The sequence below is a fragment of the Oceanobacillus salinisoli genome (assembly GCF_009733865.1).
Classification (GTDB): domain Bacteria; phylum Bacillota; class Bacilli; order Bacillales; family Amphibacillaceae; genus Oceanobacillus; species Oceanobacillus salinisoli.
Map to the genome: position 1 here is coordinate 12499 of NZ_WOFB01000020.1, position 25170 is coordinate 37668.

Annotated in this window: 27 protein-coding genes; 10 read left to right on the top strand and 17 right to left on the bottom strand. The window is 36.5% G+C overall.

Annotated elements, in window-relative coordinates; genetic code table 11:
- Nucleotides 1-105: 105 nt before the first annotated feature.
- The 4 genes from lepA to gpr all read right to left on the bottom strand — a co-directional run bounded on the left by lepA (nucleotide 106) and on the right by gpr (nucleotide 4990).
- Nucleotides 106-1914 (bottom strand): translation elongation factor 4, encoded by a 1809-nt coding sequence (gene lepA / locus GMJ66_RS14930; protein ID WP_156291118.1) that lies wholly within the window; start codon nucleotides 1912-1914, stop codon nucleotides 106-108.
- Nucleotides 1915-2230: 316 nt separating this feature from the next.
- Nucleotides 2231-2554 carry a hypothetical protein gene (locus GMJ66_RS14935; protein ID WP_156291119.1) on the bottom strand — a complete coding sequence of 108 codons (324 nt, stop codon included), beginning with the start codon at nucleotides 2552-2554 and terminating at the stop codon, nucleotides 2231-2233.
- Nucleotides 2551-3732 (bottom strand): stage II sporulation protein P, encoded by a 1182-nt coding sequence (gene spoIIP, locus GMJ66_RS14940; RefSeq protein ID WP_156291120.1) that lies wholly within the window; start codon nucleotides 3730-3732, stop codon nucleotides 2551-2553. Before spoIIP ends, GMJ66_RS14935 begins: the two co-directional genes overlap by 4 nt.
- 109 nt (nucleotides 3733-3841) lie before the next feature.
- On the bottom strand, nucleotides 3842-4990 hold the full coding sequence (gene gpr / locus GMJ66_RS14945; RefSeq protein ID WP_156291121.1) for a GPR endopeptidase: 1149 nt from the start codon (nucleotides 4988-4990) through the stop codon (nucleotides 3842-3844).
- Nucleotides 4991-5956: 966 nt separating this feature from the next.
- On the opposite strand from gpr, the gene rpsT reads away from it, so the two are divergent.
- The gene (gene rpsT, locus GMJ66_RS14950; RefSeq protein ID WP_156291122.1) at nucleotides 5957-6223 is read left to right on the top strand and encodes a 30S ribosomal protein S20; all 267 of its coding nucleotides are present in this window, start codon (nucleotides 5957-5959) and stop codon (nucleotides 6221-6223) included.
- 188 nt (nucleotides 6224-6411) lie between these two features.
- Here the strand turns inward: rpsT and holA are convergent, their stop codons facing one another.
- Nucleotides 6412-7431, bottom strand: a complete 1020-nt coding sequence (gene holA / locus GMJ66_RS14955) for a DNA polymerase III subunit delta (protein WP_156291123.1) — start codon at nucleotides 7429-7431, stop codon at nucleotides 6412-6414.
- Nucleotides 7432-7885: 454 nt separating this feature from the next.
- On the opposite strand from holA, the gene GMJ66_RS14960 reads away from it, so the two are divergent.
- A complete protein-coding gene (locus GMJ66_RS14960; RefSeq protein ID WP_156291124.1) occupies nucleotides 7886-8020 on the top strand; it encodes a YqzM family protein in 135 nt (44 codons plus the stop codon).
- Nucleotides 8021-8159: 139 nt separating this feature from the next.
- On the opposite strand, the gene GMJ66_RS14965 is transcribed toward GMJ66_RS14960, so the two are convergent.
- The 12 genes from GMJ66_RS14965 to GMJ66_RS15020 form a co-directional block, all read right to left on the bottom strand.
- Nucleotides 8160-10442 (bottom strand): DNA internalization-related competence protein ComEC/Rec2, encoded by a 2283-nt coding sequence (locus tag GMJ66_RS14965; RefSeq protein WP_156291125.1) that lies wholly within the window; start codon nucleotides 10440-10442, stop codon nucleotides 8160-8162.
- Between the two features lie 15 nt (nucleotides 10443-10457).
- A complete protein-coding gene (locus tag GMJ66_RS14970; RefSeq protein ID WP_156291126.1) occupies nucleotides 10458-11024 on the bottom strand; it encodes a ComE operon protein 2 in 567 nt (188 codons plus the stop codon).
- A gap of 81 nt (nucleotides 11025-11105) precedes the next feature.
- The gene (locus tag GMJ66_RS14975; protein ID WP_156291127.1) at nucleotides 11106-11699 is read right to left on the bottom strand and encodes a helix-hairpin-helix domain-containing protein; all 594 of its coding nucleotides are present in this window, start codon (nucleotides 11697-11699) and stop codon (nucleotides 11106-11108) included.
- Nucleotides 11700-11819: 120 nt separating this feature from the next.
- Complete coding sequence (locus GMJ66_RS14980; RefSeq protein WP_156291128.1) at nucleotides 11820-12557, bottom strand: class I SAM-dependent DNA methyltransferase; 738 nt, start codon at nucleotides 12555-12557, stop codon at nucleotides 11820-11822.
- Between the two features lie 4 nt (nucleotides 12558-12561).
- Complete coding sequence (gene rsfS, locus GMJ66_RS14985; protein ID WP_156291129.1) at nucleotides 12562-12918, bottom strand: ribosome silencing factor; 357 nt, start codon at nucleotides 12916-12918, stop codon at nucleotides 12562-12564.
- Complete coding sequence (gene yqeK, locus GMJ66_RS14990; protein ID WP_156291130.1) at nucleotides 12908-13495, bottom strand: bis(5'-nucleosyl)-tetraphosphatase (symmetrical) YqeK; 588 nt, start codon at nucleotides 13493-13495, stop codon at nucleotides 12908-12910. The genes rsfS and yqeK overlap by 11 nt, the downstream gene beginning before the upstream one ends.
- Nucleotides 13482-14051, bottom strand: coding sequence for a nicotinate-nucleotide adenylyltransferase (locus GMJ66_RS14995; RefSeq protein ID WP_156291131.1), 570 nt, complete (start codon nucleotides 14049-14051; stop codon nucleotides 13482-13484). Before GMJ66_RS14995 ends, yqeK begins: the two co-directional genes overlap by 14 nt.
- 11 nt (nucleotides 14052-14062) lie before the next feature.
- Entirely contained in the window at nucleotides 14063-14353 is a 291-nt protein-coding gene (gene yhbY / locus GMJ66_RS15000) for a ribosome assembly RNA-binding protein YhbY (RefSeq protein ID WP_156291132.1), read from the bottom strand.
- 1 nt (nucleotide 14354) lies between these two features.
- On the bottom strand, nucleotides 14355-15200 hold the full coding sequence (aroE, locus tag GMJ66_RS15005; RefSeq protein WP_156291133.1) for a shikimate dehydrogenase: 846 nt from the start codon (nucleotides 15198-15200) through the stop codon (nucleotides 14355-14357).
- Between the two features lie 227 nt (nucleotides 15201-15427).
- Nucleotides 15428-15571 carry a hypothetical protein gene (locus GMJ66_RS15010; RefSeq protein ID WP_156291134.1) on the bottom strand — a complete coding sequence of 48 codons (144 nt, stop codon included), beginning with the start codon at nucleotides 15569-15571 and terminating at the stop codon, nucleotides 15428-15430.
- A 207-nt stretch (nucleotides 15572-15778) separates the two neighbouring features.
- Nucleotides 15779-16879 carry a ribosome biogenesis GTPase YqeH gene (gene yqeH, locus GMJ66_RS15015; RefSeq protein WP_156291135.1) on the bottom strand — a complete coding sequence of 367 codons (1101 nt, stop codon included), beginning with the start codon at nucleotides 16877-16879 and terminating at the stop codon, nucleotides 15779-15781.
- Between the two features lie 2 nt (nucleotides 16880-16881).
- Nucleotides 16882-17397: a YqeG family HAD IIIA-type phosphatase gene (locus GMJ66_RS15020; protein ID WP_156291136.1), complete on the bottom strand. Its 516-nt coding sequence runs from the start codon at nucleotides 17395-17397 to the stop codon at nucleotides 16882-16884.
- A 500-nt stretch (nucleotides 17398-17897) separates the two neighbouring features.
- Between GMJ66_RS15020 and sda the strand changes: the two genes are divergently transcribed.
- The 8 genes from sda (at nucleotide 17898) to sigK (ending at nucleotide 25048) form a co-directional block, all read left to right on the top strand.
- Nucleotides 17898-18044, top strand: a complete 147-nt coding sequence (sda, locus tag GMJ66_RS15025; protein ID WP_156291137.1) for a sporulation histidine kinase inhibitor Sda — start codon at nucleotides 17898-17900, stop codon at nucleotides 18042-18044.
- Nucleotides 18045-18679: 635 nt separating this feature from the next.
- The gene (locus GMJ66_RS15030) at nucleotides 18680-20998 is read left to right on the top strand and encodes a Na+/H+ antiporter subunit A (protein WP_156291138.1); all 2319 of its coding nucleotides are present in this window, start codon (nucleotides 18680-18682) and stop codon (nucleotides 20996-20998) included.
- Complete coding sequence (locus GMJ66_RS15035; protein WP_156291139.1) at nucleotides 20999-21337, top strand: Na(+)/H(+) antiporter subunit C; 339 nt, start codon at nucleotides 20999-21001, stop codon at nucleotides 21335-21337.
- Entirely contained in the window at nucleotides 21330-22811 is a 1482-nt protein-coding gene (locus GMJ66_RS15040) for a Na+/H+ antiporter subunit D (RefSeq protein WP_156291140.1), read from the top strand. The genes GMJ66_RS15035 and GMJ66_RS15040 overlap by 8 nt, the downstream gene beginning before the upstream one ends.
- A gap of 6 nt (nucleotides 22812-22817) precedes the next feature.
- Nucleotides 22818-23294 carry a Na+/H+ antiporter subunit E gene (locus GMJ66_RS15045; RefSeq protein WP_156291141.1) on the top strand — a complete coding sequence of 159 codons (477 nt, stop codon included), beginning with the start codon at nucleotides 22818-22820 and terminating at the stop codon, nucleotides 23292-23294.
- Nucleotides 23291-23596 carry a monovalent cation/H+ antiporter complex subunit F gene (locus GMJ66_RS15050; RefSeq protein ID WP_156291142.1) on the top strand — a complete coding sequence of 102 codons (306 nt, stop codon included), beginning with the start codon at nucleotides 23291-23293 and terminating at the stop codon, nucleotides 23594-23596. The genes GMJ66_RS15045 and GMJ66_RS15050 overlap by 4 nt, the downstream gene beginning before the upstream one ends.
- Complete coding sequence (mnhG, locus tag GMJ66_RS15055) at nucleotides 23583-23960, top strand: monovalent cation/H(+) antiporter subunit G (RefSeq protein ID WP_407939237.1); 378 nt, start codon at nucleotides 23583-23585, stop codon at nucleotides 23958-23960. Before GMJ66_RS15050 ends, mnhG begins: the two co-directional genes overlap by 14 nt.
- Before the next feature lie 380 nt (nucleotides 23961-24340).
- Entirely contained in the window at nucleotides 24341-25048 is a 708-nt protein-coding gene (gene sigK, locus GMJ66_RS15060) for an RNA polymerase sporulation sigma factor SigK (protein WP_156291143.1), read from the top strand.
- The last annotated feature ends 122 nt before the right edge of the window (nucleotides 25049-25170 follow it).

Consider the following 25170-nt stretch of genomic DNA (forward strand, 5'->3'; position numbering starts at 1 on the left):
TTATTTTAAAACAGGCATACGCCTCGTCGTCTTATTTACTTGTAACCTAAAAAGGAAAAACTTAGTGGTATAACACGCAGCTAAGTTTTCCCTTATGAAATCATATTAATCTTCATTCATTTCAAGTACGGCCATAAATGCTTCCTGTGGCACTTCGACGGCCCCAACCATTTTCATGCGTTTTTTACCCTCTTTTTGTTTCTCGAGCAACTTACGCTTACGTGAAATATCTCCACCGTACAGTTTTGCAGTAACATCTTTTCTAACCGCTTTAATAGTGGAACGGGCAACAATTTTATTGCCAATGGCTGCCTGAACCGGAACCTCAAATTGCTGTCGTGGTATGAGCTCTTTTAATTTATCGACGATCTGTTTTCCGCGATTATAAGCAAAATCCCGGTGAACGATAAAGGATAGCGCGTCAATAGTATCCCCATTCAGCAAAATATCCATTTTCACTAATTTTGATGACTGGTATCCTATAAGTTCATAATCAAACGATGCATAACCCTTTGTTTGTGATTTTAGTTGATCAAAAAAGTCATAGACAATTTCCGATAAAGGGATGTGGTAAATCACATTTACCCGAATATCATCTACATACTGCATATCCACAAAATTACCGCGCTTTTTCTGAGAAATCTCCATGACCGCTCCTACATAATCGTTCGGCACCATAATGGTTGCTTTCACGTATGGTTCACGGATGTCCTGAATTTGCTGCGGATCAGGCATTTCGGATGGATTATCAACGGAAATGGTCTCTCCGTCTGTCTTTTCCACCTCAAATATAACACTGGGAGCAGTTGTTATCAGACTAATGTTAAATTCCCTCTCAATCCGTTCCTGAACTATTTCCATATGCAATAACCCTAAAAATCCACAGCGAAAACCAAATCCTAATGCTTGGGACGTTTCAGGTTCATATTGCAGGGCGGAATCATTCAGTTCCAAACGTTCCAGCGCTTCTCTTAAATCGTTGTAATCATTGGAATCAACAGGGTACAGTCCGCAATAAACCATTGGATTTAACCGTCTGTATCCAGGAAGCGCCTCATTAGCAGGATTATCGACATGCGTAATCGTATCCCCTACACGTGTATCTCCAACATGTTTAATGGATGCTGTAATAAATCCTACATCCCCTACCGTCAGTTCCTCCCTGGAGGCAGCTTTTGGTGTAAATACCCCCACCTCATTTACTTCAAATTCTTTTCCAGTGGCCATCATTTTAATTTTATCGCCCACCTTCACAGAACCCTCTTTAATACAAATATAGGCGATAACACCACGGTACGAATCATATAAAGAGTCAAAAATAAGTGCTTTTAATGGTGCTTCCGGGGCGCCAGCCGGCTCTGGAACGACCTCCACAATTCTTTCCAGGATATCTTCTATTCCAATATTGGCCTTTGCTGATGCTAAAACAACATCATCCCCATCGATTCCAAGGACATCCTCAAGCTCCTGTTTCACTCGATCAGGGTCAGCACTCGGCAAATCAATTTTGTTAATAACAGGAATAATCTCTAAGTCGTTTTCCATTGCTAAGTAAACATTCGCCAGCGTTTGTGCCTCAATTCCCTGTGCAGCGTCCACCACAAGTATCGCACCCTCGCATGCAGCAAGACTTCTCGATACCTCATACGTAAAGTCGACATGCCCAGGGGTATCTATTAAATGAAAAATATACTCTTCCCCGTTTTTACTATGATATTTCAGTTGTACGGCGTTTAGCTTGATGGTTATTCCCCGTTCCCTTTCCAGCTCCATACCGTCCAAAAGCTGTTCTTTCATTTCGCGCTTAGAAACCGTTTCAGTATTCTCTAAAATCCGATCAGCCAATGTCGATTTACCATGATCAATATGAGCTATAATCGAAAAATTACGTACTTTCCTTTGTTTGCTCCCCATTCTGATGTTCACTCCTACATATCCATTAGAGTTAGTTCAAAAAAACACTTTTTGAACGCTCACAATTATCCTTTTTTTTCAGAAAAACTCATCATCGCTCATCTTTTAGCGAATGTGATAGGATTTCTTATACGATGGACATTAAAATTTTACTACACCGAATCCTCTTCTTGGCTAGAATATTATACTTTCCTAAGTCACAGAAAAAGATTCAAAAATTACAAAGGTAATCAATAATGTTGATTATAGCAATTGAATGTGGGATATTCAATCTAGAACCTGTAAATAATCCGTACAATTTAGTTTAAATCATGATTTAAAAGAATGTTTCTGCTATCTGATACATTACGCCAACAACAATTTCATAAAATCCTTGGACACTCGTTTCCAAAAAGGACGCTGTTTTTTGCGTAAGATGTACTTCATCGTCCATCATTACATCTTGATTGACTATGGGCGTGGGCGTAACAGGCGTTTCACTGTTTTCCGAAATATGATGACTTGGTATCATCGTTTCCATGTCATTACTTCCGCTTATTAAATCAACTTCTTTCTCACCACTGCTTTGACTCATTCCATAATGTGTTCCAGATAGAAAAACCACCGCTAACAATAACAGCATAATAATCATACGAATCATTTTGACTCCTCCCCAGAATTTCCATCTACAGATTCTGCATCCCAATAATAGTCACTAAATACCTCTGCAAAAACATCAGCGGAACGATACAATTCATCCATATTATTTTCAACTCCACCAAACTCTACAAGCAAGGCATTTCCGCTTAAGTCTTGATTGAAAACACCATTTGTTCCAGCTCCACCTTTAGGCAAGACCCCTCGGCTTAAACCAGGATACTTTTCATCGATTAAATAATGTAATTCTGTCGCTAATTCAAGGTTTTTCTCATAGTTAGGGTGCTCTTCTCCTACGACAAAAATAATTTTTGCATATGATTCACCATCAATTTCTTTCGTTGTATGTTCTCTCGACAGCGAGTCGCGATGCAAATCAAAGGCGAACTGAATATCTTGATTCGACGCAAAAGCTTCTTGGACTACATCTCTGGCAGCATCATAAGATTGACCATATTCCCATCCTCTTTCATCAAGCAGGCTTCCAATATCGGTATCTTCAACCTGTGATCCGATTCCCTTTGCCTCTAAAGACCTCGCTAGCCGTTCACTAACCATGGTTATATTTACCTCTGGGTGATGGGCTAAATCCGGGTTGGTTTCATCAGGTAAATGTGGTAAAAACGACTCCCGATTGTGGGAATTATAAATATAAACTACTTCCCTGTCACCTGTGGTTGGCATATCCTCATTTTGCTCTGGTTCTTCTTCATCCCCCTCTTCTGTTTCAACTACCGCTTCTCTATCTCGTAACACTTCTTCAAGTGGTGGGGAGGATTCATAAGGAAGATTGGTATAATCCGTTCCCTCTCCTGCTATTAAAATTTGACTATCATAAATCGAAAAACCGGGTATTTCATTTCCTAAAAGACTTCTGGGATCATTGGGTTTAATACTTGTTGCTACTTGAAACAACGTAGAAGATAAACTCGGTAATTGATCTTCTTCCAGAAATGCTTGTTTAAACCCTCTGTTTTCCATTCCGAGTAAATGCAGAAAAACAGAACCATCAATATCACTTGTCCATTTTGTAATGGTTTCTGATGAAATTCTATACGTAGGCTGTACAGTAGTCAGTACACCAATTAATAGAAATAAAATAATAATACTGCTTATATATAACCCGCTTCTTTTATAAAAAAGATAGGTCCGTTCCCTCAGGTGTTTATTTTTAGAAACCACTATTCCACCTCTTTCTGATGTCACTCATAGTAAACTCTATGAGTAACTATCAGAAAGTAGAACCCATCTTTTTTATTTTCTATTAAATTTAGTAGAAAATTAGAAGAATCTAACGGGAATATTGAGCAAAATTGGTTATGTCCACATTCTCATGTAATGCAGCATTAACTCCCTCTGCAATAAGATTGGCCATATCCACCATAAAACCATCGACTTCTTTTGGTGTAACCATTAGATTATGTCCTGTCGGAGTCAGTACTTCCTGAATAAGTTTTCTTTTCTCTTCTTCGGATAAAGTTCCAACAATCCCCATAAAGGTCTGTCTCTTTTCTTCATCAGGGAGATCTTCTTCTGTATATTTCTTTCCTCCAAACGACATTCCAGCAGGAGCTAATGCTTTGGAAGGCCGATCCTTCTCATTCCATTCTCGTCCAAAGTGTTTTAAGATGAAATCAATCGTGTCACTCGTGATTGTTACAGCATCCACTACCGTTGGCACACCTATTGCCATCACTGGTACTCCCAATGTATCTTTACTTAACTCCTTCCGTTTATTACCCACACCGGATCCAGGATGAATTCCAGAATCGGAAAGCTGTATTGTCTCATTAACACGCTCAATCGACCGAGAGGCAAGAGCATCCACTGCAACAACAAAATCCGGTTTAAACTTTTCGACAATACCAAATATAATGTCACTCGTCTCAATTCCGGTAACCCCCATTACTCCCGGTGTAACCGCAGCGACCGGTCGATAACCGTCCGAGACCGTTTCGTATTGTAATTTGAATAAATGGCTGGTAACTAATGTCTTTTCCACAGTCATAGGTCCAAGAGCATCAGGCGTTACATTCCAATTGCCCAATCCTACAATTAACCCTGTACCATCTTTAGGAATATTATTTTTTTGTATCAATTGCTCCAATTCTTTTGCTAATATCTTTGCAGCAGCTTCCTGGCGCTTTGTATCCTGCCTTTTAACCCCATCCGCATAAATAGTGACATAGGAACCTGCTTTCTTTCCGATTAACTGGGCTCCCTCTTCATTTATATCAACATAGGAGATTTTAATGTTATCCTGATGTTTCTCCTTGAATGTAACTCCCTTTAATTCGCTCTCCCTTTCTTGTTTTTGTTTTGCCTTCTGTTCCGTTTCTACATACATGTCTCTCGCTTCAACGGCTAAGTCCGTTCTTACTTGGTATTTTTGTTCATTTTGTTCATTGTTGTCTTGGTATTTTTGTTCCTTGTTATCCATAATTAAGACATCCTTTCACATTATCTTATTATTAGAATGAACAAGTTTGCCAAAAACATACAGAATCCCCAAACAAAAGCACTCTTTATGAATTACAGTCTTCTATGAGATTATTGTTTATAGCAAACAATTCCTATTGTGATGTGTTCTAATGATGAAAGCGTGCTTGCACTCGCTCCGGCATAATATTTACGGTTCGTGGGCACGACCTAAAGCCTCCTCGCGGAAAACCACCGCTGCTCAGGTCTGGAACGTGCTATTCCCACAGGACAAGGAACGCGGTCTGCAGCTCTACATCGCAAAAAAAAAAACGGTTTTTATTTTCGAGGAGGCTACGTATTCTGCATACGCTAGTACTGGTTTTCTGATTCATGTATAGCTATAAATTATAAAAAGGATGTTTGATAATAAGCCTCTTTTACTTGAAGTGAGAGCTTACTTTATTCTAAGTAAAAAGATACATAAGACAGCGTAAAAAAGAAAAATCTTTTTATTCTAGAGAAATAAACTATTCTCTGTTCCAATCAAAATTACTTAGTAATACTCGGATAGAAAGTTTGAATAGCGTAAAACCAGCGGAGGAAATACACGGAGACTTCTGCGGGAAAAGAGGCATCGGTGAGACCCCTAAAGACGAGGCAGCACGTGGAGGCTCACCAGCCGCCCTAAGGTGTGTGTAGTGTATTTCCGTAGCGGTAGATATTGCTCAACATAACATCTATTGTTAATGCGCATTTTATATCAACAGCGAGGATGAAAAAGCTACATAGTTTAGGAAGGGGACTTATGCAAAAAGGATGAAATTTTTTAGCTGCTATTAATAAATTTATTGAAAAGAACAGATTCCTTTGGTAAAATATCATTTGTTAACTCGAAAGTTATTGAAAGGTAGACTATATTAGCGTAGAATATGTAATTGATGTTCAAAATGAAGTCTTACCATGTCCTGCTTAGGAGGTGAAATACATGGCAAATATTAAATCTGCAATTAAACGTGTTGAAACAAGCAATAAAAAACGTTCAGCTAATCAATCTCAAAAGTCTGAAATGCGTACTGCTATCAAGAACGTTGAGAAATTAGTTGAGGCAAAAGACGTAGAATCTGCAAAAACAGCACTTAAAGATACAGTAAAACAGATTGACAAAGCTGTTCAAAAAGGTCTTATCCATAAAAACAATGGTAACCGCCAAAAATCACGTCTAGTGAAAAAAGTGAACAATATCGGAGCATAATCCTGAATGTTTTACTTTTAATAAAAAAAACGATCCGACATGGATCGTTTTTTATTATACTTTAGAAAAGTATAAAATGTTATCCAGGGAGAGGGTTCAACGCAGCTAAAATTTCACTGTCTATTGTATAAGAAAAACTGCAACATTTCCAAAAGACCATCGAATGTAAGTTTCTTTAATCTTTTTTCTTACGCTGCATGGATAAGATCATACAATAACATTTCAAATGCCAGTTGTTTTTCCATTTTTCCTTGTTTCATTACTGTATCGGTGTCTGTTAATTTGTCGATGATTTTATGTAGTTTTTCAATGGAAAATTGTCTTTCTCTGTTCATCGCTATTTTAACGACATAAGGATGTACGCCTAGTTGTTTTTGAATTTGAAATTGGCTGTATCCTTTTTGGCGGAGAAGCTTAACACGCAGTAATGTTCTAAATTGAAATGCAAGCAGTCCTATTAACGCAATTGGTTCTTCGTTCATCTTTTCCAGATCCTTATAAATCGAAATCGCTCGATGTAAATCTCTTGCGATGACAGCATCAACCAATCTTAGAGAAGAGCTGTTTGACGTATGAGAAATTAAACTTTCCACAATTTCCTTTGTAACATGACCATTTTGTCCCACGAATAGCGAAAACTTTGTTATTTCCTTCTCCAGTAATTGAAGATTGGTGGATAATTCACTGTCAATAATCTCAAACGCTTCTTCATCCATTGTAATATTTAATTGTTGAATCAGTGTTTTCATCCATTCTGAAATATTCTTTTCTTTAATTGGCTCACAGTTTACTGCAGCTGAATGTTTCTTTAATGATTTACTGATTTTTTTCCGTTCATCCAATTTTTCATATGGAGCAATTAATACAAACACAGAATAATCTACCGGATTTTCCAAATAGGTCTGAAGAACATCCAAGTCATGTTCAAATGGCAGCTTTTCCGGTTTTGTTTTTAAAAATACTGGATTGGTCGCAATAATAAGTTTTCGTTCACCAAAGAATGGATATGTTTCTACATCACTGATTACTTCCTGAATAGGAACTTCCTCTAAATCATAAACAGACAAATTATCTTTATTATCACCTAATACACGGTTCACAAGTTCTTTTTTTATATTTTCTATAAAATAATTTTCCGAACCAAAGAGAAAATAAATAGGAGCGATTTGATTTTTTCTTACTTCTTTCATTACTTCCATATATGACATTTTTATTTACACCATTACCTTCCAAATGAAACTAATGCCTTTTTAGTTCATTTTATGTATACATATATGGTAAATTGTAAAGAAAGGAATAGCAAGAAGGAAGTGGAGGGAAATTTAACCACCCTTGAATTCCTTCAATTTCCCTCCATGATCTATATAAACGCCTAACATATAGCTCTAGAAACTATATGTTAAACGATATTTGTTAATAGCATATGTCTTCTTAACAAAACTATAGATGTAAAGTCTTTCTAATTCAGTAAGAAAGTATAAAATATTCCTTTGAATTGTCATTAGCGGATAATAGTCGTACCCAATTGTTATGCATTATCTGGAATAAAAAACTTATACTATTCTTAACAACATAAGTCATAATATTTATGACATTTTTCTTTCTTAAGTAGATTTTTTCCTTTATTTACTATATACTATTGATGAAATGGGAGGGGTAAATGTGAACGAATTTGAAAACAATCCACAATCAAAGAATAACGATGTTGTAGATTCTATTAAAGGATTTGTTGGATCATTTATTTTCTTTGTAGCAATTTTCGCAATCGGTGTTGTAATAAGTGTAGTTGGTGGGTAGATACATGTACTTATAGGTTTGAATAAAAACACATACTTTTGCGTAATAAAGAGACTGAATACGTGCAGTCTCTTTTTTCGTAACCCTTAAATACTATTCCGGAAAATCGTGCGGATTTCTAACCCTATCCGTGATTATACTATGGCAAAAATGTAAAAAATGTTCCTGTATTTTTCTTAAAACGAAATTGAACGGCTCCATGGTAATCAGTACGCAAGATGGTAGCTCCCTGTTCTTCCAAACGTTCAATCACTTCCATATTCGGATGTCCATACCTGTTACTTTTTCCGACAGATATAAGTGCTACCTCAGGGCTGATTGTTCTTATAAAACTCTCATCGGTGGAAGTATTGCTGCCATGATGGGCAACCTTAAGTACATCCACATCTAAATTCGGAAATCTGTTGATGGTATCTTTCTCTATGTCTTTACCTATATCCCCTGTAAATAACCAATTTAAACCACCAATTTCTGTAAATAATATGATTGAATTATCATTTGGTGTATCTGCTGGTTTTGTTGGTCCCATCACGAGAAATGACTGATTTTTTATGCTTACCGTTTCACCATTCCCAATTCTTTCCATATCGACATGATACTGATTCCATAACTGTTCTTCTTCTTCAGATGGTTCATAATAACGATGGATATATATTGTTTCAACATCCACTTCTTTAATGATGAAAGATACACTCCCCATATGATCGACATCTTCATGGGTTAAAAACAATGCATCTATCTGTTGAATCCCTTTTGAGTATAAATATGGTCTAATTATTTGTTCGTATACATTATTACTAACTATCCCATCGGAAAAGGAGACAGTCGCACCCGCGTCAATCATAATTACCCCCTGTCTATATGGTAATTCAATAATGTATGCATCTCCTTGGCCTATGTCCAGCATGGTTACTGTTCCAACGGGTGATAAGTAAGGACGAATGCCTATCATCAAAATCAATATACAAATAGATAGGCCGTATTGAAATGCTTTATATCCTTTTTGAAACTGCATTTCCTTCATCAAAAGAATTAAAAACACGTAATAAAGAATGGCTACCCCTAAAGGGAAAGATCCTATCACTAATGGTAAATCTGCAATAGAATCAACCCATCCAATAAACAATAAAACCGTTTCATGGATAAAAACAAAAACATCATCTAAAAAGTCAGTGAGAGGCTGAGGAAAGAAGGTTAAAGGAAGCAATATATACATAAAAGGAATTACGATCAGAGTAAAGTACGGAATAATAAGTATATTTAACAGAATGGATAAAGGCTGGAACTGAAAAAAATAAGAAAATTGGAGAGGTATAATGACCATTTGAGCCAGAAAACTAATTTGTAATGCCTGCATAATGGAAGAATTGGAAGTGGATAACCATTTCCTTGAAAGTATAATCCCAAACGTTACAAGAAAAGAGAACTGAAAGCCAATGTGGTATATAATAGATGGACTCCATAAAATGAGGAGAATAAACACAAGGGATAATACATCCATAACACTGTAATTCAACCTTAACTTATGAAGCATAATAATCAAAACAGCCATCATGCTTGCCCGCCAGACAGAAGGCTCCCCTCCAGCCAATACCGCATAGACCGGAAGAATTAGAATAACAAACCATTGAGCCTTCTCTTTCGTTAAGATGGATAATTTCACAGTAAAAAAATATATAAATGCTAACAATAATGCAATATGCGTACCAGATATGGCGATAATATGAGTTAATCCCCAATTTTGAAACAGCCGTTTCGTATCCTCATCCAAGGAGGAATCATCCCCGAGAACGAGAGAATTTAGCCAGGATGCAGTAAAAGGACTTACCTTATCATTAACCTTCGCAACAAGATTAAATCTTACCTGGAAAAGTCGGTCTAATAATGAATCTCCTTGACAGCGAATGTCCTCCAGTGAGTCAACAAATACTTGGGAAGAAATTCCTTGTTTCATTGCATACTTTCGAAAATCAAATTGCCCTGGATTCGTGCTTTGAACAGGGAGTTCTCTCTTCCCCTCGACGACACATTTAGCCCCATATTTTAACTGTTGGATGTCCGGCATTAGTTTATATTGATCAGGAAAATGAAGAATGAATAGCTTATCCCCGGAACCTTTTTCTTGAAAAGTGAACTCTATCTTTTTATCGGTCTTGGACACCGGGCTAATAATTTTACCATATATTGATTCCGCTTCTTTTTCCAAAGCTTGAGAATGTATTGGATCAACTTTGGGGATATACAGGAGAAAAAAGAGGAGTAGGGTTAAGGAAACAAGTGCAGGTAATTTCCCTAACCGATTATCTCGTAATAAATAACCTAACCAAAATATATAGAAAACGATAAAACCATAATTATTAAAGTGAATGGTCAACACGGCAAAGACTGCTGATAATGCAGCAATATGCCAGTATCCTTTCATAAAGATCACCCTATTCTATTTTTGGGTAAATAACTTTTCAGCCTCATCCTTTAATGCGCTTATTTCTTCCTTATCTACATCGGAATTTTCCAGTTTGACGAATAATTCTTGAACGAACTTATTTTTCTCTTGATAGTTTGTGTCTACTGCCAAGTAGTCCAGTTTTACTTTTTTGGTTTCTACCCCAGCCTCTTTAAATAACCGGATGGCGTATTCGTGATTATGATAATCCTCGGCATAGTAAACGGTTTTAATGCCACTTTGTATAATTTGCTTACAGCATTGAAGACATGGATAATGTGTCACATAAAGATCTGCATTATCAGTTGGGACACCAAATTTCGCGCACTGCAATAAGGCATTTGCCTCTGCATGAACCGTTCTAACACAGTGTCCGTCAATCACATAGCAGCCATCGTCTACACAATGCACACTTCCAGACACACTGCCATTATATCCACCCGCAATAATCCGTCTATCCCTAACAATGGTTGCTCCTACCATTAGTCTTGTACACGTACTTCGTAATGCAAGCAAATGACTTTGCGCCATAAAATACTGATCCCATGATATTCTTTCCATTTATACTTCCCCTTTTCTTTTTTCTGGCATTGCTCTTAGTTTACACGGGTAAATAAAAATCCGTCAATATACGACACCTGTCTATGGAACCTGGATATCATCCTGAATGTTTTCCAGCGTCTTTTCACCGATTCCTGAAATCTCCAGCAAATCCTCTACCGATTTAAAGTAACCTTTCTCTTCTCTATGCTGAATAATAGCTTGAGCTTTTGAAGGTCCTATACCGGTCAATGATTCTATTTCTTCCTGTGTAGCATAATTTAATCGTACTTTACCATGATTAGACACAGAATCTATGGTTTCACTTCCCTGTTCTGCTATTGCGGGAACCATTACTATCATTTCATCGTGCACTTTTTGAGCCAAATTTACTTGTGTTTGATCGGCCTCCTTTGTAAAACCACCAGCTTTATCAATTACATCATTTACCCTATCACCAGCTTTCATTTCGTAAACACCGGGCTCGATAATGGCACCTTTTACATCTACTAGAATTTCCTGTGTTAATTGTTCTTCACTTTTCATTTCCAACGTTTCTGTGTTCAAACCGTCCGTAGAAACAGCAGGATTTAAACTCTCATTATTGAAAGTATCCTCCCTTGAAAAAATAATAATGAAAATGGTGACTGCACCGATGATTAGAAAGAAGAGATTTTTTTTGAGAAGTTCTATCAAGTGGAACACATCCTATCGCAGAATTAATGGGGGAATGACAGAAGTTAATATGATGGTTATATATTGTTTCGACATTAATATACAAAATTCCTTCTAAAAAAGCATGAGATTTTTTATATCTCATGCTTTTTCTGCTACAAAAAAAATTCTTTCTGAATCTTTATGGACAAGGTTTTCCAAGGAAAAATCAGCATACACTTTTATGTTGTTAAATCCAGCTTCGAATAATAATTGGTGGTAAAATTCAATAGAATAAGTTCGCTGATGATGGAATTCATCAAATCGTATATATTTGTCTCCTTCTTGAGCAAAAAAGGTTAAATCATGAAACATTTCACCTACTTCTTCTCCTTCGATGCAAAACCATATATATGACATATGATCCAATACATCGGCAAAGGTTTGGTTTTTAAAATGATGTTCCACTTGATAAATGGAATGAACATCAAATATAAATAATCCACCTGGCTTTAGAATGGCAAAAATTTGTTGAAACACATCTTCCAACTCATCTTTATTGGTAATATAGTTAATAACATCACAGAAGCTAACAGCTAAATCCAGATTTGCCAAGCCTTCCAATTCACGCAAATCCTGATGCAGCCAAGTAATGGATAAATTTTTTTCGTTTGCCTTGGAATCTGCATAAGTGAGCATATCTGCAGAATAATCTACACCAGTCATTTGGTAGCCTCGTTCCGCCAGCCTTACCGCTATTTCTCCAGTTCCACATCCTAAATCAGCAATTCGACTGACTTGACTGTCTTCAATAATGTTTTCTGTAAAATCAATCCATTTATCATAAGGAGCCTCAGACATGAATTGGTCATATAAATAGGCCATTTGTTGATAAGCCATCATATTAACCTTCTAACCCTATTTCTAATGGAAGTCTTTCCGTATCTCCCCATAGCCGTTCTATATTATAATAGTTCCGTTCATCTTTATGGAATACATGACAGACAACATCGCCGACATCAACCAAAACCCACCGCGCTTGCTCAAAGCCTTCCATACGTTTTACATCAATCCCTAACTCATCCATTTTATCTTTTATTTCTCTGGCAATGGATTGTACTTGTCGTTCATTGCTCCCATGACAAATTACGAAATAATCGGCTACAAGTGATACTTCCTTCATATCTAATGCGAGGATATCCTCTGCACGTTTATCATCACATGCTCTTGCGATTTGCTGTACCATTTCTTTAATTTCCATTTATTTTATTACCTCCGTTAATACGTATTGTAAGATCATTATATGCATAAAAGGTATCAGGATATATGGTTGCATTCTTTTTCATTAAATAGGATATCGTATTTTTGGAAGTCATCCAACATGCAAGCAATAAATCTTTTTTAGCCATTTCCCGTACCTCATCAAGACCTGGAAAATCTCTTCCTGGTTCTATATAATCCGCTAAGAATACTATCATTTCCAACTTACTCATGTTCGCTCTTCCTGTTGTATGGTAATAAATAGCCTGCCTAATATCACGATCACTAATTCCATATTCATTTTCTACAAGAATCGATGCAACTGGCCCATGCCATAATTCGTGATGGTATTTCAGCAAATCCTTTGGAAGAGAACTCATCTTAATTAGCCGTTCCATTTCCTCCAGCGGGCGATACTTACAATAATCATGAAACACTGCAGCCAACTCTGCCTTATGTTTGGATTCATCATACATTTCAGCTAAACGAACAGCAGTATCCTTGACCCTAAGCGTATGGTCAAACCGTTTTTCTGTTAAATGTGGTTTAACTATTTGAATCGCATCATCTATTTTCATATAGCCTCTTCTCCCTAATGTAACGATATACTTCGTCAGGAACAATATACTTTGCCGGTTCCTGCTTGCGTAATCTTCCCCTTAACATCGATGAGGATATGTCAATCAAAGGAATGTCGACTTCCATGATAGGGTATGTTGTGTTTAACTTATAACCTGAACGTTGGACACCAACAAATTGAATCAGCTCCATTAGTTCTTCGATTTTATGCCAGTGAGGCAAATACTCCACCATATCTGCACCAATGATAAAGAAAAATTCATGTTCAGGATGTTGATTCTTTAACGTTTTTATTGTATCTATCGTATAGGATTTTCCTGTTCTTTCCATTTCCATCGTATTTAATTTAAAATAGGTATTGCTTCTAATTGCTAATTCCAGCATATTGCGACGATCCATCGCACTTGTTTTTGATTCATTTTTATGTGGCGGTGTATAGGTAGGTATAAACCAAATTTCCTCTAGCTGAAGGGAGATCCGAACCTCTTCAGCAATGAGTAAGTGACCTAAGTGAGGTGGATCAAATGTCCCACCTAAAATTCCAACTCGTTTCATTCTTAACTCCTTTAAGGTAACTGTAATTGCTTATTTTCTCTGGATTCTTTATATAATACAATGTTGTTTCCAATAATCTGAACAACCTCAGCTTCTGTTCGTTCCGACAGCTGCATTGCAACTGTATCTCTATCATCCATACAATTTTGCAGGATACTTACTTTTAATAACTCGCGTTTTTCCAATGCTTCACTAATCTGTTTCACCATATTCTCGTTGACGCCTTCTTTTCCCACTTGGAAAATAGGTTTCAAATGATGTGCTTCTGAACGTAAAAATCGCTTCTGTTTTCCTGTTAACATATTATCTTCCTTCCAGAATTTGTTGTAATTCTTCATCCATATTGTTAATGGAGATTTGCTGACCTGCCCAGATTTCGAATGCATACAAGGCTTGATATAAAAGCATGGTATGACCGAAATGAATACTGGCACCTGCACCTTCTGCTTGTTTTAGGAACGCTGTCTTTATTGGCTGGTATACAATATCACTCACAATTGCACCAGGTTTAAGGGTACGTAACCTCATAACTGACTCTTCTGTGTTTGGTTTCATGCCGACAGAAGTTGTTTGAATAACAACATCATATTTAGTTAAATGAAGCTCTGCTTCTTGTAAAGAGATGATGTCTGTTTTGGTTGCTTTACCAGCAAGACTGGCAATTTCTTTTGCTTTTTCTGTTGTTCTATTTGCAATATCAATGTGTTGATAGCCTGCCATATCCAATCCACAGTATATTCCACGAGCTGCACCACCGGATCCAATGATTAATATGTGTTTCGTTCTGTCCTTCGCCAAATTAGGATATTTCGTTTCTAAAGAACGTACATAACCGGTTGCATCTGTGTTAAATCCCGTCCATCTTCCATCCTTATTTAAAACTGTATTAACTGCTCCAATTTTTTTTGCATATGCGTCGAGATCATCTAAAAATGGAATGATTTTTTCTTTATATGGAACGGTAACATTAAATCCATCCAAATTTTCATTTCTCATTTGTTGAATTCTTTCTTCAAATGAATCATGCAATTCGATTTCATTTATCGTATAGGTTCCCTTTAAGTTAGCTTTTCTCAAAAATTGCTCATGTATCCAAGGTGAAAGGGAATGTTTAATTGGATACCCAATAAGCTGAAATGTAAAAGACATTGACTCTCCTCCCCCTATTTTTTTGTTATAGAATTTGTATAAACTCCGGACTAAGTAGTGCACTGCCCGATTCCGCTTCGGGCAGTCGCGCACCTTAGGGCACGGCTTCAGTCTTTTCGCGGAAAACCGCCGCTGCTCAGGTCTAGACACGTGCTTTTCCCGCAAAACTCGACTGCCCTCCGCTCCAATCAACCAGCTTAATAGTGATTAGCTTAGCTATACTAAATTTATTTAGCAATATTACTAAAAATATATAAAAGCACCAAACTAGCGAAGGAAATACACGAAGACTCCTTGAAAAAGAAAAGCGCTTTTTCTGCGTGCGATGTAACGCCGCCGAAGCCTTCCTTGTCCTGCGGGAAAAGTGGCATCGGTGAGCCCCCTAAAGACGCGTTAGCACGAGGAGGCTCACCAGCCGCCCTAAGGTGCACGTAGTGTATTTCCGTAGCGGTGTGTTAGCAGTATCCTATTAGTCAGGAATTTATATCAAACACAAAAATTTCCCTGTAAAAAAGCAACAAGTTTTTTCATGGGACGAGTAACCACAGTCCCAATCTTTTTAGAAAACAGCCTTCATTTTAAATCAATGATTTTCTGACAGAAACAGCTACTCCCTTTGGACTGTATGCCCGAACAGTGGTATCTTCCCCTAATATACTTACCCAACCTAAACCCGGAAAAACGATATCTGTTTTTTCATTTGTTATTTTAAAGGTACTTTCTGTCAGCTCAGGCAGAATTTCCAATGTTTTTTCATTAGGTGGTGACAACATTTCACCCACATGGTTCTCATATAAGTTGTCGGCATTATCCAGTTTCGTACGGTGAATTGGAAGCATATTTGAAAAATAACAGACAAATGACTGCCTGTCCCCTTTAATGAAATCAAGGCGAGCCAGTCCACCGAAGAATAAAGTTTGGTTACTATTTAGTTGATAGACTCTCGGTTTTATTTCATTTTTTGGTGTAACCAGCTTCATATCTTCTTCAGAAATATAGTGAGAAATCTGCTGTCTATTAACGATACCAGGGGTATCAATTAAGGATGTTTTATCATCCAGTGGTATTTCGATAAATCCTAATGTTGTTCCTGGGAAATAAGATGTCGTGATGACATCTCCATGTCCTGTTGTCTGTTTAATCAAGCGATTAATAAACGTCGATTTCCCTACATTGGTTGTGCCAACAATGAAAACATCCCGCTGTTTGCGGTATTGTTCGATTTGACTGGTTAACTCTTCCATGCCATGACCTTTAATAGATGAAATCAAAAATACCTCTAACACCTTTATGCCCGCTTCTTTTGCTTGGGTTCTTAACCATTGTTTCAGTTTACGCTGATTGGTAGATTTAGGCAATAAATCCATCTTATTTCCAACTAATATAATAGGGTTCTCCCCCGTTATACGTGGCAGGCTCTTAATTAAGCTTCCATTCACATCAAAAATATCAATTACATGAACAACTAAGCCATTTGCGTTTCGTATGGAACTGACCATTTTTAAAAAATCGTCATCTGTTATCGATACATCCTGAATTTCATTATAATGCTTTAGTCGAAAGCATCTCTTACATAAAATATTTTCTTTTTCTAATGAGGATGAGGGAGTATATCCCGGTTTATCAGGATCAAATATTTGTATCTGTGCTCCACATCCCTGGCAAAAAATAATTTCCAACCTTATTCCTCCCAGCCGATTTTCCCTTTATTTCGTAAGTTATTTAAAATAATACGTTCAATTTTCCTGTTCATTCTCGTTATTTTACCATCTGTTTGAACAATCGGAACGACCAGTATAGTATATAATCCTGCATTATTACCACCTAGAACATCAGTTAACAGTTGATCTCCAATAACAACAATTTCTTCTTTTTTTAAATTCATTTGTTTTTGCACTCTTTTAAATGCTCGCCTTAGTGGTTTTCGGGCACTGTAAATAAATGGAATGTCCAACGGTTCCGAAAAAATCTTCACTCGCTGAAGATTATTATTGGAAATAATGGTAACCTGTATATCATGTTTTTTCATTAATTTAAACCATTCCATGACTTCAGGAGTAGCATCCTGTACATCCCAGGCGACAAGTGTATTATCTAAATCCGTTATAATTCCCTTAATACCCTTTTCTTTTAATTTATCTGGATGTATATCAAATATACTTTTCACATACTCGTTTGGTAAAAATCTATTGATCACGTTATTACACCTCATCATATTTCTGTAAAGATATTTTCTCTATTTTAAGTATCCATTATAAACTAATCCTACAATAATTTACCATAGAATAAAAGTTCTGTTCCCATTAATTATATACGAAGAAAAATTTTCATTATTAGAGAATGGTAAAAAAGTCCGATAAAAAGGACACATCGAACATCTCAGCCCTTTTCAACCTCTTTTGAACACGCATTATTAGTAACAAATAGAAATTATATGATAAAAACCAATATTAATATGCTATAATTCGATAAAAAACTAAAAAATCGTTCGACAAATCTCTACATCATTCGTATTGTGGATAACATTATTCACATTTTTAACAGCCTTTATCGTTCTATTTATAAGGATAACGATTTTATTACCCACAAGTTATCTACAGCCTGATGTAGATAACTTGCGTCTTGTCCTGGTTTAAGAAACATGGTAAATTATTATTAACTTAAACAAGTAAGACATTTTACTTAGGAGGGCTATGAATGGAACATTTATCAGATGAACTACTAATAGAATCCTATTATACAGCAAACGATTTAAATTTAAGCCCTGATTTTATTTCCTTAATAGAAGAAGAAATCCATAGAAGAAGTTTAACCCACAAAATTAAATGCATAAAATCTAGTTAATAAAGGATAAAATCTCATTATACTGTTCCACACTCCTGCCTAGTTAAGGTAGGAGTTATTTATTTTTCTGCGTAATAAAATATAATAGAGGATCTTCAAAAAGTCCGGTGAAAATGACACATTGATAGGTCTACTAAAACCGCCCACGTCCTTGAAAAAGAAAAGCACTTTTTCTGCGTGCGATGTATCACTGACGAATTGTTCCTTGTCCTGTGGGTAGAAGTCACGACATCCTGTCGAAGCCCGCTACTAAAAAGCTTCGCCGCCTCGAACTATCGACGCACAGGACGTGCTAGTGTCGGCGCTCGCAACAAATGTTTTCGGTGGGACGAGTAACCGCAGGCCCAGGACGTTGCGATCTTAGCCGACCGGTCCTTTTCATCCTCCTTTTGAACACGCACTAATAGTATTTGTTTGTGTCTGTTTTCACTATATATTATAATGAATATTAGTTTTCCAGCGTAAACATATCGCCACAAATCTTTACAATTCCCATTGGATTATCGATTTCCAATCCCCAGGATCTTTTAGATCAAAGTTATCAGAAAACAAAGAGTTAGATGAATACTATCGTCCTATTATGGATATGATACAAAATCTATTTTGGAAAGAATTATTAAGGAGGAATAGCATAGATGATTTATGCAGTTTTTGCCCCTTTACTGTTTGCTATACTTGTCCCATGGATTAGTAAACATAAAGATCGAATACATACTGGTATTTTTGTATTTTTTATCCCGTTCATTATTTTTCTTTACTTTATTCAATTTGTTGGAGCCGATTTTTCTCCAATTAGAGAAACCTATAACTGGGTTCCTTCATTAAATATGAACTTTGATTTCTATCTGGATGGATTAAGTTTACTATTCGTTTTGCTAATCAGTGGTATAGGATCCCTGGTTGTGCTTTATTCAGTTTTTTATCTAGAGAAATCTGAAAGACTTGGACATTTTTATGTCTTTTTATTAATGTTTATGGCGGCTATGTTAGGTGTCGTGCTTTCTGATAACGTATTTGTTTTATATGCATTTTGGGAATTAACTTCTATCTCTTCGTTTTTACTTATTGGATATTGGAACTTTAAGGAACGTTCGCGGTATGGTGCATTAAAATCCATGCTTATAACCGTTTTTGGTGGGCTGAGTTTACTTGGTGGATTTGTTCTACTGACAGTTATAACTGGTACTACCAGTATTCAGGGAATGATTGAACAGGTAGATGTCATTTTAGCTAGTAAATATTTACCGCTAATCTTAACATTTATCCTGTTAGGTGCATTTACAAAATCAGCACAATTCCCATTCCATATCTGGTTGCCAGACGCAATGGAGGCGCCAACACCGGTTAGTGCTTATTTGCATTCGGCAACGATGGTTAAAGCTGGGATATTTTTAGTTGCTAGATTTTCACCAATTTTTGCTGGGTACGAAGGCTTCTTTATTAGTGTGAGTCTTGTTGGAATTGTAACACTTTGCTGGGGATCTTATATGGCAGTCAGACAAACGGATCTAAAGGGCATACTTGCTTTTTCAACCATTAGTCAGTTAGGTATGATTATGGCCATGTTAGGTTTTGGCACGGAGGCTGCTGTATTTGCTGCTGTCTTCCATATATTAAACCATGCAACATTTAAAGGAAGCTTGTTTATGGTTGCAGGGATTATTGATCATGAGACAGGTACACGTGACATTAGAAAACTTGGTGGATTAATAACACTTATGCCAATGACAGCTACTTTAGCCGTATTCGCAACATTTTCCATGGCCGGGGTACCACTTCCTTTCTTAAATGGGTTCTATAGTAAAGAATTATTCTTTGACGCAACTATTGATTTGGAAGGTGCAGCATGGCTAAGCCAGGCCATTCCTTATTTAGCTGTACTTGGAAGTATCTTTACATTTGTTTATTCCATGTACTTCTTCTTCGGAGTATTTACTGGACCAAAACAATTGGAACAATTACCGAAAAAACCACATGAAGCACCATTCGGTATGCTGATATCCCCGATTATCCTTGTACTAGGTGTTATATTAATAGGGATATTCCCTGAAATGGTTAATGCTCCATTTCTACAGCACGCCGCGGAGTCAGTTAACAAAAATGTAGAGTATCATAAAGTTTATTTCTGGCATGGCTTTAACACACCACTTATGATGTCTCTAACTGTTGTTGGTGCCGGGATCATTCTATTTGTAACACGTAGAAAATGGGATAAAGTGTATCACGTGCTTCCAGGCAAACTAAGCTTTAACCGAGTATATAATTTCATTGTCGAAAAAATGGATACGTACTCTGCAGCAATTACAAATACATACATGACTGGTTCACTAAGAACCTACATGGTATTAATTCTGGGAGCAACACTGATTGTAACTGCAGGCTACATGTTCCTGACAGACGGATTTACGATCAACGTTGGTAACTTAGCCGAGGTAACTGTTCTTGAAGTAGCCGTCGTAATTACCATTATAATTGGTGCCATCGCAACTTTATTTATGAGAAACAATATCGCGGCCATATTAGTCACTGGGATTGTTGGTTACGGTGTAGCAACATTATTTGTCATCTATCGTGCACCGGATATCGCCCTAACCCAGTTGGTAGTCGAAACTGTATCTATTGCATTATTCCTATTATGTTTCTACCACTTGCCTAATTTACAGAAGAGAGAAGAAGCTCCAAAAACAAAACTGACGAATTTCTTCATCTCTGCAGGCTTTGGTTTGTTAATCACTTTAGTTGGTATTTCCGCACATAGTTCAGACTGGTTTGATTCAATTTCCAGCTACTTTGTCGAAAATTCCTATAAACTAGGGGGCGGGGACAATATCGTAAACGTCATATTGGTTGACTTCCGTGGTCTGGATACATTATTCGAGATTGCTGTATTAGGAATTGCTGCATTAGCCGTCGTTGCTCTCATTAAAATGAAAAAGAAAAAGGGGGCGGAGTAAATGGAATTTCTGATTATTATTCTAAGCGGAGTACTATTTGCTACAGCAATCTACAACTTATTGCAAAAGCAGCTGCTCCGAATAATCATTGGTACGATTCTATTATCACATGGTGCCCATCTCATTATCTTAACGATGGGCAAATTAAAAACAGGTCAGCCTCCCGTACTTACGGAAGGTATTTCACAATATACAGACCCTTTACCACAAGCATTAATTCTGACATCAATCGTTATCAGTTTCGGTATAACTGGCCTTCTTCTTGTACTTGCATACCGAACAACAGAGGAAAACAATACAGATAATATGGAACAATTGAGGGGTAAATCAAATGAGTAATTTAGCAGTTTTACCAATCGTCTTGCCGTTAATAGCAGCGATAATCTTAATATTTTTTAACTCTAATGTAAAAATTTCAAGATTGTTAACGAAAGTTTTTTCACTTGCAGGTCTAGCAGTTGCGGGTTATGTTTTCTTGCATGTAATGGAAAATGGAACGATAACCCTACAAACCGGGAGCTGGGTTGCACCTTATGGAATTATATTAGTTGTCGATGCACTGTCCGCCGTGCTGATTCTGACAACGAATATTGTTTCTGTTGCATGTGCTTTCTATGCCGCACACGCTGGTTTAGGAGAAAAGGAGAAGTTTTACTTCTATCCCTTTTTCTTCTTTCTTATAACAGGTGTGACCGGTGCATTTATAACTGGTGACTTGTTTAACCTTTTCGTTTTCTTTGAAGTATTGTTAATGGCTTCTTATGCGTTAATCGTTTTAGGCGGAGATAAAGTACAACTTAGAGAGTCCATTAAGTACCTATTAATTAACCTGTTTTCCTCCATGTTATTCGTAACAGCTATTGCCTTTATTTATGGGGTAGTTGGAACCATTAACATGGCCCAGATTTCTGAAAGAGTAGGCGAAGTAGAGCAGCAGGGAATATTAACGACTATAGCATTTTTGCTTTTCTTTGTTTTCGCTACAAAGGCAGCATTATTTCCGCTTTATTACTGGCTTCCAAATTCGTACATTGTTCCAAATCCAGTTATATCAGCTTTATTTGGAGCATTACTGACAAAAGTTGGTGTGTATTCCATTACTCGTGTCTTTACATTAATCTTTACCCATCGACTGGAATTGACACATGAATTCTTTATATGGATAGCCGGACTTTCGATGATCTTTGGTGTCATTGGTGCTCTTTCAACTAATAATATAAAGCTTATTGTAGCCTATAACATTATTCCTGCAATCGGTTATATGATTATGGGGATTGGTATCTTTAATCAAGAAGCATTAAGTGGTTCCATTTACTATCTTGTTCAAGACATGATAGTAAAAGCAGCGCTCTTCTTGCTGGTAGGAGTTATTGCTTATGTTGCAGGCACTTCCGATTTACGTAAAATGGGTGGATTAATACACCACTACCCTGTCTTGGGTTGGCTATTATTTATTTCTGCTTTTGTGCTGGCAGGAATACCTCCATTTAGTGGATTTATCGGGAAACTGCTTTTATTGGAAGGCGCTTTTCAAGGGGGAGATATTGTTATTGCAATCATTGCCCTGATTACAAGCCTCTTAATTCTTTATTCTGTAATCAAAATCTTTATTAGAGGATTTTGGGGTGATAAAGATACCATAAAAAATTTAGAAAAGAAATCTACAAAAGGAATGATTGGTCCAATTGTATTCCTTTTGTCATTCACGGTAATCTTAGGTATAGGAGCAGAATTTTTCTATCCAATTAGTGACTCGATTGCAGAATATTTGCTTGATCCTGAGATTTATATTGATTCTGTACTAAAGGAGTAGTTAATCATGGCCTTTCAAATTATTATAAATTTAATCGTCGGCTTTCTGTGGATGTTTTTGAGTGAATCGTATACGATGCCAAGCTTCATTACCGGTTTTATATTTGGGATTCTCTTATTATTTGTATTACGTCGCTTTATTCCAGGAGAATTTTATTTTAAAAAGGTATTAAATATACTAAAGCTTACCCTTGTATTTATTAAAGAAGTGATTGTTTCAAATATAGATATGCTAAAGTATATCTATTCACCAAAAAAGATTGCAGAACCTGGTATATTTTCATTACCTCTTGATGTGAAATCAAATTGGGAGATTACCATTTTGGCTACACTGATTTCTTTAACACCAGGAACGTTATCTGTAGCCGTCTCTGAAAACAATGAAACATTATTTATACATGCGATGAACATTGAAGATGTAAATGAATCAATCCGTTCCATTAAAGACACGTTTGAAAAACTGATTATGGAGGTGACAAGATGAGTGAGGTTTTGGAACTAACGGAAAATATTCTTGAGATTAGCATTTGGATTGGTTTCCTGGCCATTGCAATTTCACTAATTCTATTAATGTACCAGATTATTGTTGGGCCTCACAATGTAGAACGTGCGGTTGCTCTTGATACAATTGGCATAAACTTAATGGCAATTGCTGTACTGCTTTCGATTTATCTTGTTACGGATAAGCTCAATGATATTGTCTTACTAATTGGGATTTTAGCCTTTTTGGGAACGGTTGGTATTGCTAAATATTTAGAAGAAGGTGTTATCATTGACAGAAAGTGAAATGTTACTGCATATCATTGTTAATATTATAATTATTTTCACGGTACTAATTGGTGTTTTCTTTGTATTTTCTGCCACGGTTGGCATCATTCGGTTTCCGGATATATACACAAAATTACATGCCGCTACCAAAGCGTCAACTCTAGGACTTGCCGGAATTTTACTTGGTGCATTTTTGTTCCTATATATCCAGCATGGCATCGTAAGTGGAAAATTATTATTGGCTATTCTGTTTATTATGATTACAAACCCTGTCTCGGCACATATGATATCCAGAGCAGCACATGCAAAAGGAATAAAGCCAGTTATCAGAAACCGCGAAGATGACTTTGAACAATATAAAACAAAATTAACAAGCGAGTGACTTCCTCCGGGAAGTCACTTTTTTCATGACATTTTAACCTGTTGAATGTTTGAATGTAAAAGGCAATTTTCCAGAAGACTGTTGTTTTTATACCACTAAATATATATTGTACGGCGTATGATAGATACTGCTCTAATTACGCACCAGACTAACACCTCAAAGGTACGTTGCACATTTTATCAACTGTATTAATTAAGGAGAAAAATTTCACGAAAAGTACTTTAGAAAAGACTCGCTATCCTAAATGTTTGAGGATCCGAGTTTTTCTAATTTAATTTAAGTGGACAGACACAAAAGCCCCCCACTCTTCATAGAGATGTTATATAGGCAAATACCCAACCAAGAAATATGGAATCAATCTTCTTAGGAGGTGCATGTGTTTGTCTGGAATATTAACCGTTCTTGCTCTTCTTGTAAAGGAAGTCCTCTTTTTTGTTTCTTATGTAAAAAATCATGCCTTTCCTCAACCATTACCACCAGATGAAGAAATGAAATATATAAAAGAAATGCAAAATGGGAGTGAAACAGCCAGAAATAAACTGATTGAACATAACTTACGTCTGGTCGCACATATTGTAAAAAAGTTTGAGAATACAGGAGAAGATATGGAAGACCTTATTTCCATCGGTACCATTGGATTAATAAAGGGCGTTGAAAGCTTTTCCCTGGATAAAGGGACGAAACTTGCAACTTATGCGGCCCGTTGTATTGAAAACGAAATACTTATGCATTTACGTGCTTTGAAAAAGGTAAAGAAAGACGTTTCACTTCATGATCCTATTGGTCAGGATAAGGAAGGCAATGAAATAAGTTTGATTGATATATTGGAAGCGGAAAACGAAAATATTATTGAATATATTCAATTAAATATGGAAATCGAAAAAATGCAAGAGTATTTTTCTATTCTGGATAGCCGAGAACGAGAAGTGATTGTATATCGATATGGGTTAAATGATTCAAAGGAAATGACACAACGGGAAATAGCCAAGAAGTTAAATATTTCCAGAAGTTATGTATCACGAATTGAAAAAAGAGCATTAATGAAAGTATTTCATGAGTATTATCGCAAGGAAAGAGATAGTAATTAAAAGGCAAGAAAGGAGCACTAATTCCTATATGGATATGTGCTCCTTTTAGCTCTTTTTATAAATTTTCGCAGTTTACATGAAATGCAACACAAACCACTGCTATGGAAGTCCGTCTACACACA

Excerpts from the sequence above, each read along its gene's own strand:
- lepA (WP_156291118.1), bottom strand. The coding sequence starts at position 1,914 with ATGGGGAGCAAACAAAGGAAAGTACGTAATTTTTCGATTATAGCTCAT.
- GMJ66_RS14935 (WP_156291119.1), bottom strand. The coding sequence starts at position 2,554 with ATGATTCGTATGATTATTATGCTGTTATTGTTAGCGGTGGTTTTTCTA.
- gpr (WP_156291121.1), bottom strand. The coding sequence starts at position 4,990 with ATGGATAACAAGGAACAAAAATACCAAGACAACAATGAACAAAATGAA.
- rpsT (WP_156291122.1), top strand. The coding sequence starts at position 5,957 with ATGGCAAATATTAAATCTGCAATTAAACGTGTTGAAACAAGCAATAAA.
- holA (WP_156291123.1), bottom strand. The coding sequence starts at position 7,431 with ATGTCATATATGGAAGTAATGAAAGAAGTAAGAAAAAATCAAATCGCT.
- GMJ66_RS14965 (WP_156291125.1), bottom strand. The coding sequence starts at position 10,442 with ATGAAAGGATACTGGCATATTGCTGCATTATCAGCAGTCTTTGCCGTG.
- GMJ66_RS14970 (WP_156291126.1), bottom strand. The coding sequence starts at position 11,024 with ATGGAAAGAATATCATGGGATCAGTATTTTATGGCGCAAAGTCATTTG.
- GMJ66_RS14980 (WP_156291128.1), bottom strand. The coding sequence starts at position 12,557 with ATGGCTTATCAACAAATGGCCTATTTATATGACCAATTCATGTCTGAG.
- rsfS (WP_156291129.1), bottom strand. The coding sequence starts at position 12,918 with ATGGAAATTAAAGAAATGGTACAGCAAATCGCAAGAGCATGTGATGAT.
- yqeK (WP_156291130.1), bottom strand. The coding sequence starts at position 13,495 with ATGAAAATAGATGATGCGATTCAAATAGTTAAACCACATTTAACAGAA.
- GMJ66_RS14995 (WP_156291131.1), bottom strand. The coding sequence starts at position 14,051 with ATGAAACGAGTTGGAATTTTAGGTGGGACATTTGATCCACCTCACTTA.
- yhbY (WP_156291132.1), bottom strand. The coding sequence starts at position 14,353 with ATGTTAACAGGAAAACAGAAGCGATTTTTACGTTCAGAAGCACATCAT.
- aroE (WP_156291133.1), bottom strand. The coding sequence starts at position 15,200 with ATGTCTTTTACATTTCAGCTTATTGGGTATCCAATTAAACATTCCCTT.
- GMJ66_RS15010 (WP_156291134.1), bottom strand. The coding sequence starts at position 15,571 with ATGCCACTTTTCCCGCAGGACAAGGAAGGCTTCGGCGGCGTTACATCG.
- sda (WP_156291137.1), top strand. The coding sequence starts at position 17,898 with ATGGAACATTTATCAGATGAACTACTAATAGAATCCTATTATACAGCA.
- GMJ66_RS15030 (WP_156291138.1), top strand. The coding sequence starts at position 18,680 with ATGATTTATGCAGTTTTTGCCCCTTTACTGTTTGCTATACTTGTCCCA.
- GMJ66_RS15035 (WP_156291139.1), top strand. The coding sequence starts at position 20,999 with ATGGAATTTCTGATTATTATTCTAAGCGGAGTACTATTTGCTACAGCA.
- GMJ66_RS15040 (WP_156291140.1), top strand. The coding sequence starts at position 21,330 with ATGAGTAATTTAGCAGTTTTACCAATCGTCTTGCCGTTAATAGCAGCG.
- GMJ66_RS15045 (WP_156291141.1), top strand. The coding sequence starts at position 22,818 with ATGGCCTTTCAAATTATTATAAATTTAATCGTCGGCTTTCTGTGGATG.
- GMJ66_RS15050 (WP_156291142.1), top strand. The coding sequence starts at position 23,291 with ATGAGTGAGGTTTTGGAACTAACGGAAAATATTCTTGAGATTAGCATT.